The sequence below is a fragment of the Pseudoalteromonas piscicida genome (assembly GCF_002208135.1).
GTDB lineage: Bacteria > Pseudomonadota > Gammaproteobacteria > Enterobacterales > Alteromonadaceae > Pseudoalteromonas > Pseudoalteromonas piscicida_A.
The window spans coordinates 337,521-350,000 of the sequence record NZ_CP021646.1 but is presented as its reverse complement, the minus strand read 5'-3'; the positions used below and the strand labels follow the sequence as shown (position 1 = coordinate 350,000).

The 12,480-nt window shown below is 45.3% G+C and carries 6 protein-coding genes (1 of these 6 cut by a window edge); all 6 read right to left on the bottom strand.

The features are described 5' to 3' along the window. Window positions 1-464, bottom strand: partial view of an elongation factor Tu gene (tuf, locus tag B1L02_RS01630; protein ID WP_039494551.1) — the beginning only. It extends 721 nt beyond the left edge of the window; 464 of the gene's 1,185 nt are visible here — the first part of the coding sequence; it begins with the start codon at window positions 462-464; its stop codon lies beyond the left edge, outside the window. A gap of 57 nt (window positions 465-521) precedes the next feature. Beyond that, window positions 522-2,636, bottom strand: a complete 2,115-nt coding sequence (gene fusA / locus B1L02_RS01625) for an elongation factor G (protein WP_010607821.1) — start codon at window positions 2,634-2,636, stop codon at window positions 522-524. A 27-nt stretch (window positions 2,637-2,663) separates the two neighbouring features. After that, window positions 2,664-3,134, bottom strand: a complete 471-nt coding sequence (rpsG, locus tag B1L02_RS01620) for a 30S ribosomal protein S7 (RefSeq protein WP_010376219.1) — start codon at window positions 3,132-3,134, stop codon at window positions 2,664-2,666. Between the two features lie 101 nt (window positions 3,135-3,235). Next, a complete protein-coding gene (rpsL, locus tag B1L02_RS01615; protein WP_010367657.1) occupies window positions 3,236-3,610 on the bottom strand; it encodes a 30S ribosomal protein S12 in 375 nt (124 codons plus the stop codon). 350 nt (window positions 3,611-3,960) lie between these two features. Further along, complete coding sequence (gene rpoC, locus B1L02_RS01610) at window positions 3,961-8,142, bottom strand: DNA-directed RNA polymerase subunit beta' (protein ID WP_039494556.1); 4,182 nt, start codon at window positions 8,140-8,142, stop codon at window positions 3,961-3,963. Window positions 8,143-8,251: 109 nt separating this feature from the next. Beyond that, window positions 8,252-12,277, bottom strand: a complete 4,026-nt coding sequence (gene rpoB / locus B1L02_RS01605) for a DNA-directed RNA polymerase subunit beta (RefSeq protein ID WP_088529671.1) — start codon at window positions 12,275-12,277, stop codon at window positions 8,252-8,254. Between the last annotated feature and the right edge of the window lie 203 nt (window positions 12,278-12,480).

Genomic DNA, 12,480 nt, shown 5'->3' with positions numbered 1-12,480 from the left:
CGAACTTCCATCTCTACTAGCTCTAGTAGCTCTTCGTCGTCAACCATGTCACATTTGTTCATGAATACGATGATGTAAGGTACACCAACCTGACGAGAAAGTAGGATGTGCTCACGTGTTTGAGGCATAGGACCGTCAGTAGCAGCAACTACTAGGATCGCGCCGTCCATCTGTGCAGCACCAGTGATCATGTTTTTAACATAGTCAGCGTGTCCTGGACAGTCTACGTGTGCATAGTGACGAGTTGGTGTGTCATACTCAACGTGTGAAGTTGAGATTGTGATACCACGCTCACGCTCTTCTGGAGCGTTATCGATTGATGCGAAGTCTTTTGCTGTACCACCGTATACTTTTGCAAGTACGTTAGTGATTGCTGCAGTTAGTGTAGTTTTACCGTGGTCAACGTGGCCGATAGTACCAACGTTTACGTGCGGTTTTACGCGTTCAAACTTTTCTTTTGCCATTTTCAAATTTCCTATAAAGAAATTAAAGTCCAGCCCTAAGACCGGACCGAACTAAAATTACTTAACAGCGCGAGCTGCAATTATTGCATCAGCTACGTTTTTAGCCGCTTCAGCATACTTTAGGAATTCCATAGAGTACGATGCGCGCCCTTGTGTAGCGGAGCGTAAGTCTGTTGCATAACCAAACATTTCAGAAAGCGGAACCTGAGCATTAATTTGCTTCGAGCCACCAAACGCTTCTTCCATGCCTTCAATTATGCCACGACGACGATTTAAGTCGCCTACTACATCACCCATGTTTTCTTCAGGGGTGATTACTTCTACTTTCATGACCGGCTCAAGTAGAACTGGACTTGCTTCTAGCGCGCCCTTTCTAAAGCCCATCGAACCTGCGATCTTAAACGCCATCTCGTTTGAGTCAACATCGTGGAACGAGCCATCAAACAGGGTAGCTTTAACACCCAATAGCGGATAACCGGCAAGAACACCTTGCTTCATCTGCTCTTGAATACCTTTATCAACCGCTGGGATATACTCTTTTGGTACTGTACCACCTACGATTTCGTTAACGAATTCGTATATTGGCGCATCATCATCAGAGACATCCATTGGTTCTAGCTTCAACCAAACGTGACCATATTGACCACGACCACCAGATTGACGCACAAACTTACCTTCAGCTTCAACAGAAGCTCGGATAGTTTCGCGGTATGCAACCTGAGGCTTACCAACGTTACAGACAACGTTAAACTCACGCTTCATACGATCGACAATGATATCTAAGTGAAGTTCACCCATACCAGAGATAATCGTCTGACCTGATTCTTCGTCCGTTTCTACACGGAATGAAGGATCTTCTGCTGCAAGTTTACCAAGCGCAACGCCCATTTTTTCTTGGTCAGCTACTGTTTTAGGTTCTACTGCGACTGAGATTACAGGCTCAGGGAACTCCATACGTTCTAACGTAATTGGGGCATCTTGAGCACAAAGTGTATCACCAGTAGTTACATCTTTTAGGCCGATAGCAGCCGCGATGTCACCCGCATGAACTTCTTTAATCTCTTCACGTGAGTTAGAGTGCATTTGAACAATACGTCCAAAACGCTCTTTTTTACCTTTAACAGGATTTAGTACCGAATCACCTTGGCTAACTTTACCAGAGTAAACTCGGAAGAAAGTAAGTGTGCCAACGAATGGATCGGTTGCGATCTTAAATGCAAGCGCCGCAAACGGTGCATTATCGTCAGCTTCACGCGTATCTTCGGTTTCGTCTTCTAAGACACCTTGGATAGCTTTTACTTCAGTAGGCGAAGGCATGAATTCAATCACAGCGTCAAGCACAGCCTGAACACCTTTGTTCTTGAATGCACTACCTGTCGTCATTGGCACAATTTCATTGGCCAATGTGCGTTGGCGAAGGGCTGATTTAATCTCTTCTTCGCTCAACTCACCATCTTCAAGATATTTTTCCATTAGCTCTTCAGAAGCTTCTGCAGCGCTCTCAATTAGATGAGAACGCCATTCTTCAGCAAGCTCGAGAAGATCTGCAGGGACCTCTTCATAGTTGAAAGTCATACCCTGGTCTTCTTCATTCCAGTTAATCGCTTTCATCTTGATAAGGTCAATAACACCTTTAAATTCATCTTCAGCACCAATTGGTAGCTGAATAGGCACAGGTGTAGCACCGAGACGTTTTTTAACTTGTTCAACAACAGACAAGAAGTTTGCACCAGTACGATCCATCTTATTGACGAAAATCATACGTGGTACTTCGTATTTGTTTGCCTGACGCCAAACGGTCTCAGTTTGCGGTTGCACACCTGATGAAGCACATAACACAACAACAGCACCATCAAGTACGCGCAATGAACGCTCTACTTCGATAGTAAAATCTACGTGTCCTGGAGTATCGATGATGTTTACACGATGCTCATCAAACTGAGCATCCATCCCTTTCCAGAAACACGTCGTTGCAGCAGAAGTGATCGTGATACCACGCTCTTGCTCCTGCTCCATCCAGTCCATAGTTGCGGCACCATCGTGTACCTCACCAATCTTATGAGAAAGACCAGTATAGAAAAGTACGCGCTCGGTCGTAGTTGTTTTACCCGCATCTACGTGAGCACATATACCAATGTTACGGTAGCGCTCAATCGGAGTTGTCCGTGCCATAATATCCTCTTAAAGGGTGTTAGCAGATTACCAACGGTAGTGAGCGAATGCTTTGTTCGCTTCAGCCATACGGTGAACGTCTTCACGTTTCTTAACCGCAGTGCCTTTGTTTTCAGCAGCGTCGATCATCTCTTGAGCAAGACGAAGACCCATTGATTTTTCGCCACGCTTACGTGCAGCTTCAACCAACCAACGCATACCTAGTGCGTTACGACGCACTGGACGTACTTCAACTGGTACTTGGTACGTTGAACCACCAACACGGCGAGATTTAACCTCTACCTGTGGGCGAACGTTATCAAGTGCAGATTCAAAGATTTCTAGGTGCGACTTGCCTGATTTTTCAGCAGCCACGTCTAGCGCACCATATACGATTTTTTCAGCAGTAGATTTCTTGCCGTCAAGCATTACTACGTTAACGAATTTAGCAAGAAGCTCTGATCCGAACTTCGGATCTGGAAGAATTTTACGTTGACCTATTACGCGTCTTCTAGGCATTTTCTTTCTCCGGTATCTTCAGGTCCGTGCTAAACACGGATTCCCAAAACAATATATAAAAATTTAAAACTTAAGTGCTTGGCCTTACTAACGGAGAACCATTAGCCCTTAGGACGTTTTGCACCGTACTTAGAACGAGCCTGTCTACGGTCGTTTACGCCTGCACAGTCAAGTGCACCACGAACAGTGTGGAAACGCACACCTGGTAAGTCTTTAACACGACCACCACGGATTAGGATTACACTGTGCTCTTGTAGGTTGTGACCTTCACCACCAATGTATGAAGTTACTTCGAAACCGTTAGTTAAACGTACACGCGCTACTTTACGTAATGCAGAGTTTGGTTTCTTAGGTGTTGTTGTATATACACGAGTACATACACCACGCTTTTGTGGACAAGCTTTAAGAGCAGCTGAGTTGCTCTTTGTAACCTTGCTACGACGTGGCTTACGCACTAGCTGGTTAATAGTTGCCATTAAATAGCTCCTGAATTAATAAATTACTACTGAAAAATAAAATCTTACCATTTAGGTCAAATCCAATTTTCTTGAACGACTAAAATGGGTGGCCGAATTTTAATGACCAAAGTTTAACCTGTCAACCAAAAGTCGTCATCAGCGCTAAGTAAATGCATGCAATTCAGATGGTTTTGTCTGCGAAGCTATTGAAAGTTAACAAAAGTTGACGATTGCATTGAAAAACCTTTGTTGCAGTATACATATTGATGTGACGCTTTGATGGCAATTCGACCAGCGAGTTGAAAAGGCATAAAAAAACCGCTGTATTCACACAGCGGTTTTTCAATTAATTCGCTAAATGGCGAGGCTTATTCGTTGCCACCTAGTAAATCAGCGTTTAGTGCGTCTGTTAGCGCTTGAGTTGCCTCTTCAGCACTTACTGTTTGCTCTTCAACAGCTGCTTCACCTTGCTTACGACGGTTGATGCGCTCTTCATGGTATGCGAAACCTGTACCCGCAGGGATCAAACGACCCACGATTACGTTTTCTTTCAGACCACGTAGCTCATCGCTCTTACCGTTAACCGCAGCTTCGGTTAGAACACGTGTTGTTTCCTGGAACGATGCCGCAGAAATAAACGATTCAGTCGCAAGTGACGCTTTAGTAATACCCATTAGTTGGATTTCAAACTTAGCTGGGATCTTACCTTGCATTTCTAGTTCACGGTTAGCGATGTTTACACGTGCAACTTCAGCTTGCTCGCCTACTAGGAACTCACTGTCACCACCATCAAGGATGATACACTTACGAAGCATCTGACGAACGATAGTCTCAATGTGCTTATCGTTAATCTTTACGCCCTGTAGGCGGTATACTTCTTGTACTTCGTTAGTGATGTAGTTAGATACATCAGTAACACCACGTAGACGTAGGATGTCGTGCGGAGACTCTGGACCATCGGCGATTACTTCACCTTTAGCCACTTGCTCACCTTCGAACACGTTAAGCTGACGCCATTTCGGGATCATCTCTTCGTATGCATCACCCTCTTCCGGTGTGATCACAAGACGTTTCTTACCTTTCGTCTCTTTACCGAAGCTAACGGTACCTGTGATTTCTGCAAGAATTGCAGGATCTTTTGGCTTACGCGCTTCGAATAGGTCAGCAACTCGAGGTAGACCACCCGTGATGTCACGAGTCTTCGAACCTTCTTGTGGAATACGAGCCAATACCGAACCAGGTAGTACTGTTGCACCATCTGTGATTTCAATCGTTGTGAATGAAGGTAGACGGATCTCTTGAAGACCACGTTCTTCGTTCTCAATGATTAGTTTAGGCTCTTTCGCGTTTACTTTCGCAAGATCCTTAACAACCACACGTGTTAGACCAGTTAATTCATCAGTCTGTGCTTCAGTGTTTGAATCATCAATATCGCTGAACGATACTTTTGACTCATGTTCAATGATGATTGGGTGGCTGTGCGGGTCCCAAGTAGCAACAATGTCGTTGCCTTTAACGTCAGCACCATCTTGTACAGTTAATACTGCACCGTAAGGAACTTTATAACGCTCTTTCTCACGACCGTGCTCATCGATTATCGTGATCTCAGTTGAACGAGACGTGATAACGATTTTGCCATCAGCATTGATTACAAACTTCGCATTGTGAAGCTTCAGATTACCATTGTTCTTAACTTGAACACTGTTCTCTGCAGAAGCTCGTGATGCCGCACCACCGATGTGGAATGTACGCATCGTAAGCTGTGTACCCGGCTCACCGATTGACTGTGCCGCGATTACACCAACTGCTTCACCAGGGTTGATGATGTGGCCACGTGCCAAGTCACGACCATAACAGTGTGCACACACACCAAAGTCGTTTTGACAGGTGATTACAGAACGTACTTTAACTTCGTCTACTGAGTGCTCTTCTAGAAGGTCACACAGTTTTTCGTCAATCATTACGTTACGTTCAACCAGTACCTCTGTTGTACCTGGCTTAACCACGTCTTCAGCAACAACACGACCTAGCACACGCTCACGAAGCGGCTCTACAACGTCACCACCTTCAATTAGCGGCTTCATTACTAGGCCTTCTTCAGTACCACAGTCTGATTCATTGATAACCAAATCTTGTGCTACGTCTACTAGACGACGAGTTAGGTAACCCGAGTTCGCTGTCTTAAGTGCCGTATCCGCTAGACCCTTACGCGCACCGTGCGTCGAGATAAAGTACTGTAGTACGTTTAGACCTTCACGGAAGTTCGCTGTAATTGGCGTTTCGATGATTGAACCATCTGGACGTGCCATTAGACCACGCATACCCGCTAGCTGACGGATCTGAGCAGCACTACCACGAGCGCCTGAGTCTGCCATCATAAACACTGAGTTAAATGACGGTTGCTCTTCTTCGTTGCCTTCAGCGTTGATAACCGTTTCTTTTGAAAGGTTAGCCATCATCTCGCGAGAAAGGTTTTCGTTTACACGTGACCAGATATCGATAACTTTGTTGTATTTCTCACCGGCAGTTACAAGACCTGATTGGAACTGTTGGTTGATTTCTGCAACTTCAGCTTCCGCACGATCGATGATCTCACCTTTAGTTGGTGGGATTACCATGTCATTGATACCGATAGAAACACCTGACTTCATCGCGTAGTGGAAACCGGTATACATCACTTGGTCAGCAAAGATAACTGTATCTTTAAGACCTAGACGACGGTAACACTCGTTAAGAAGACCAGAAATTTGTTTCTTGCCTAGTGGTTTGTTGATCAGTTCAAACGGCAAGCCTTCAGGGATATTCAATGAAAGGATTGCACGACCTACTGTCGTATCTACTAGGTGAGTTAAAGTGCCGCGCTCACGTGTTTCTTCGTCGATAGTCACTTCTGTGATACGCACTTTAACACGAGCGTGAAGCTCAGCAGCACCTACACGGTATGCTTTTTCAGCTTCTTTAGCATCTTTAAATACAGTGCCTTCACCTTTACCGTTGATACGATCGCGAGTCATGTAGTAAAGACCTAGTACAACGTCCTGTGAAGGAACGATGATTGGTTCACCGTTAGCTGGTGCTAGGATGTTGTTGGTAGACATCATTAATGCACGCGCTTCCAACTGCGCTTCAAGCGTCAGTGGTACGTGAACAGCCATTTGGTCACCATCGAAGTCAGCGTTATACGCCGCACACACTAGCGGGTGCAGGTGAATCGCTTTACCTTCGATAAGTACAGGTTCGAATGCTTGGATACCTAGACGGTGAAGTGTTGGCGCACGGTTAAGTAAAACCGGGTGCTCACGGATAACTTCGTCTAGTACGTCCCAAACCTCTGGTACTTCACGCTCAACCATCTTCTTCGCAGCTTTGATGGTTGTCGCCATACCACGGCGCTCTAGTTTACCGTAGATAAATGGCTTGAATAGCTCAAGTGCCATCTTCTTAGGTAGACCACACTGATGTAGTTTCAGTGTAGGACCAACGGTGATAACAGAACGGCCTGAGTAGTCAACACGCTTACCTAGAAGGTTTTGACGGAAACGACCTTGCTTACCTTTGATCATGTCAGCAAGCGACTTCAGTGGACGCTTGTTAGAACCTGTAATTGCACGGCCACGACGACCATTATCAAGTAGCGCATCAACCGCTTCTTGAAGCATACGCTTTTCGTTACGTACGATGATGTCTGGTGCAGCTAGGTCTAAAAGACGCTTCAAACGGTTGTTACGGTTGATCACACGACGGTAAAGGTCGTTCAGATCTGAAGTCGCAAAACGACCGCCGTCTAGTGGTACTAGCGGACGTAGATCTGGTGGAAGAACCGGTAGCACGCTCATAACCATCCACTCAGGGTTGTTACCTGATTGGTGGAACGCTTCCATTAGTTTAAGACGCTTAGTGATTTTCTTACGCTTAGTTTCAGAGTTGATTGTTGGCAACTCTTCACGCATTTCAGCGATTAACTGACCAAGGTCTAGGTCACGAAGTAGATCAAGTACAGCTTCTGCACCCATCTTCGCTTCAAACTCATCACCGTGCTCTTCAAGTGCATCTAGGTATTCTTCTTCACCTAGTAGTTGACCGCGCTCAAGCGTAGTCATACCTGGCTCAGTTACCACGAATGATTCGAAATAAAGTACGCGCTCGATATCACGAAGCGTCATATCTAGCATTAGGCCGATACGTGACGGAAGTGATTTCAAGAACCAAATATGCGCAACTGGGCTAGCCAGCTCGATGTGACCCATACGGTCACGACGTACTTTTGTTAGCGTTACTTCAACGCCACACTTTTCACAGATAACACCACGGTGCTTCAAGCGCTTGTATTTACCACACAAACACTCGTAATCTTTTACTGGGCCGAAGATACGGGCACAGAATAAGCCATCACGCTCAGGCTTGAAAGTACGGTAGTTGATTGTCTCAGGTTTCTTTACTTCACCGTAAGACCATGAACGCACCATGTCTGGCGAAGCAAGACCAATGCGAATTGCATCGAATTCTTCGGTCTTATTTTGTTGCTTCAGAAACTTAAGTAAGTCTTTCACCTTAGCTCTCCTGTCGGAGGTTAATCTTGAGGGCAAGCCTTGCTTGCCCCTACATTCTTTTCAGTCCGGTTGCAGTTATGCAACGCCGCAGCGCACTGCGGCGGTCGGATTAAATTTCTTCCAACTCGATGTTGATACCTAGCGAGCGGATTTCTTTCAACAGTACGTTGAACGACTCAGGCATACCCGGTTCCATCTTGTGGTTACCGTCTACGATGTTCTTATACATCTTAGTACGACCGTTAACGTCATCCGACTTCACTGTCAACATTTCTTGTAGCGTGTAGGCAGCACCGTATGCTTCTAGTGCCCATACCTCCATCTCACCGAAACGCTGACCACCGAACTGTGCCTTACCACCCAGCGGCTGCTGAGTAACTAGGCTGTAAGAACCTGTTGAACGCGCGTGCATCTTGTCATCAACAAGGTGGTTCAGTTTCAGCATGTACATGTAGCCTACTGTTACTTGACGCTCAAATGCATCACCAGTACGACCATCATATAACGTTACCTGACCACTTCTTGGATAACCACCAAGCTCTAGCATGTCTTTGATTTCAGCTTCACGTGCACCATCAAATGCTGGTGTTGCGATTGGAAGACCACCTTTAAGGTTATCTGCCAAGCGACGGATTTCATCATCAGAGAAGTTAGCAATATCTACTTTCTGACGGCAGTCACCGATTTCGTAAGCTTTCTTGATGAATTCGCGTAGCTCGTGAATTTCACGTTGCTCTTTCATCATTTCTTCAAGACGTTCACCGATACCACGAGCAGCTAGACCCATGTGAGTTTCTAGGATCTGACCGATGTTCATACGTGATGGTACACCCAGCGGGTTAAGTACGATATCTACAGTACGACCTTTATCATCGTAAGGCATGTCTTCAACAGGAACGATAGTTGAGATTACACCCTTGTTACCGTGACGACCCGCCATCTTATCACCAGGTTGGATACGACGTTTAACAGCTAGGTATACTTTAACAATCTTAAGTACGCCAGGTGCTAGGTCATCACCTTGAGTGATCTTACGACGCTTGTTTTCGAAACGCTTATCGTAGTCAGCTTTAAGCTCGTCATACTGTGCAGCTAGTTGCTCAAGCTCTGCTTGATGCTCTTCATCAGCAAGACTTTGTGTTAGTAGCTTCTCAGTGTTAAAGCCAGCAAGCTGCTCTTCACTCATACCTGATTTAATCAGTAAGTTACGAGCGTGAGTCAGGATACCGCCTTCAAGGATTCTGAACTCTTCGTTGAAGTCTTTCTTCGCTTCGCGAAGCTGCATATCTTCAACTTCAAGTGCACGTTTGTCTTTTTCAACACCATCACGCGTAAACACTTGTACGTCGATAACCGTACCAGATACAGAGTTTGGTACACGTAGTGAGCTGTCTTTAACGTCAGACGCTTTTTCACCGAAGATAGCGCGTAGTAGCTTTTCTTCAGGTGTTAGCTGCGTTTCACCTTTAGGCGTTACTTTACCTACAAGGATGTCACCGCCTTTCACTTCAGCACCGATATATACAACGCCTGATTCGTCAAGCTTACCTAGTGCAGACTCACCTACGTTTGGAATATCCGCAGTGATTTCTTCTGGACCAAGCTTAGTATCACGAGCAATACACTGAAGCTCTTGAATGTGGATAGTCGTTAGACGATCTTCTTTTACAACATTCTCTGAAAGTAGGATTGAATCCTCGAAGTTGTAACCATTCCAAGGCATGAACGCTACGCGTAGGTTCTGACCAAGAGCTAAGTCACCTAGGTCTGTTGAAGGACCATCAGCAAGCACGTCACCACGTACCACCGGCTCACCAACCATACAAGTTGGTTTCTGGTTGATACACGTGTTTTGGTTTGAACGTGTGTACTTAGTTAAGTTATAGATGTCGATGCCCGCTTCACCTTGGATGCGCTCATCTTCATTAACGTTAACAACAATACGGCTTGCATCAGCATACTTAACGATACCGCCACGCTTAGCAACGATTGTTACACCAGAGTCTTTCGCTAGTGTACGCTCAATACCAGTACCAACTAACGGCTTATCAGCACGTAGTGTAGGTACAGCTTGACGTTGCATGTTCGATCCCATCAATGCGCGGTTCGCGTCATCGTGTTCTAGGAATGGGATAAGCGCCGCCGCCACAGAGATTACCTGCTGTGGAGATACGTCCATATACTGGATGCTGTCGCTTGGCATAAAGGTTGATTCACCTTTAAAACGACATGGAATCAATTCTTCAGCAAATTGGTTGTCATCAGTTAGCGTTGTATTCGCCTGTGCGATAACGAACTGACCTTCTTCAATTGCTGATAGGTAATCAACATCGTCAGTAACGATACCGTCTACTACTTTGCGGTATGGAGTCTCTAAGAAACCATAGTCGTTTGTACGCGCGTAAGTAGATAGCGAGTTGATTAGACCGATGTTTGGACCTTCAGGCGTTTCGATAGGACAAACACGACCGTAGTGCGTTACGTGTACGTCACGTACTTCGAAGCCAGCACGCTCACGAGTTAGACCACCCGGACCTAATGCAGAAATACGACGCTTGTGCGTTACTTCCGAAAGCGGGTTGTTCTGGTCCATAAACTGTGAAAGCTGTGAAGAACCAAAGAATTCTTTTACTGCTGCAGAGATTGGCTTAGCGTTGATCAAATCCTGTGGCATAACGTTATCTAGGTCACCAAGACTTAGACGCTCACGTACCGCACGCTCAACACGTACAAGACCTACACGGAATTGGTTTTCAGCCATTTCACCTACAGAACGGATACGACGGTTACCTAAGTGGTCGATGTCATCAACATCGCCTTTACCGTTACGGATGTCGATCAATACCTTCATCACGCTCACGATATCTTCTTTAGATAACGTACCGTTACCTTCGTCTGAATCATAACCAACACGGCTATTGAACTTCATACGACCAACCGTTGAAAGGTCGTAACGTTCTTCAGAGAAGAATAGGTTATCAAATAACGCTTCTGCAGCTTCTTTTGTTGGTGGCTCACCAGGGCGCATCATGCGATAGATTTCTACCAATGCTTCTAGGCGATTGTTAGTAGAATCAACACGTAATGTCTCTGACATGTACGCACCGCTGTCTACTTCGTTGATGTAAAGCGTATCGATCTTCGAGTGACCCGCTTTCACCAATTCAGCCATTAGTTCTAGTGACAGCTCTGCATTCGCTTCTGCGATCACTTCGCCTGTTGATTCGTCGATATAGTTTTTAGCAACAACACGGCCGATGATGTACTCATGCGGTACTTCAAGCGTGTCGATGCCTTGCTTTTCGATGCTCTTAATGTGGCGTGCAGTAATACGACGGCCTTTTTCAACCAATACGTCACCGTTTGCATCTTTAATATCAAATGCAGCGGTTTCACCACGTAGGCGTGAAGGCACAAGTTCCATCAACACTTTGCCATCTTTTACTTCGAAACTTGTCGTTTCAAAGAATAGTGCCAAGATTTCTTCTGAAGTGAACTCTAGTGCACGTAAGATGATAGATGCTGGTAGTTTACGGCGACGGTCAATACGAACGTAAAGGTTATCTTTAACGTCGAATTCAAAGTCAAGCCATGAACCACGGTAAGGGATCACACGTGCGTTATATAACACTTTACCAGATGAGTGTGATTTACCACGGTCGTTATCAAAGAATACACCAGGTGAACGGTGTAGCTGAGAAACGATAACACGCTCAGTACCATTGATTACAAAAGTACCGGTGTCTGTCATGAGCGGGATTTCGCCCATGTAAACTTCTTGCTCTTTTATGTCTTTGACTGTGCCAGGTGCATCTTTGTCCATTAGCACAAGACGTAGTTTAACGCGAAGTGGAGCAGAATATGTCACACCGCGAATTTGACATTCTTTAACGTCAAATACTGGCTCGCCAATACGATAACTGACGTATTGAAGTTCAGAGTTGCCCGAATAGCTCTTGATAGGGAATACAGAACGGAAAGCAGCTTCCAATCCAGTATCGCCATCGGCATCAGGCGCAATGAACTTATCGAACGATTCCAACTGCATTTGCAGTAGGAAAGGTATGTCCAAAACCTGTGGACGTTTACCAAAATCCTTACGGATACGTTTCTTTTCAGAATAAGAGTAAGCCATGGGGTTCCTCAGCTTGCTGATCTTTGACCCAACCTGTTCAAAATTGAACAGACTTCACTGGCATCTAAGCCATGATAACAACATCTAAATTGTCACACTAACTTGCTTAACTAACGGCTTAAATGAGCACTATTCAGTGCTATATTCAAATCGTTAATGTCATCAAATCAGTGTTACTTCAAATGCCATTGCGATTTTCAACA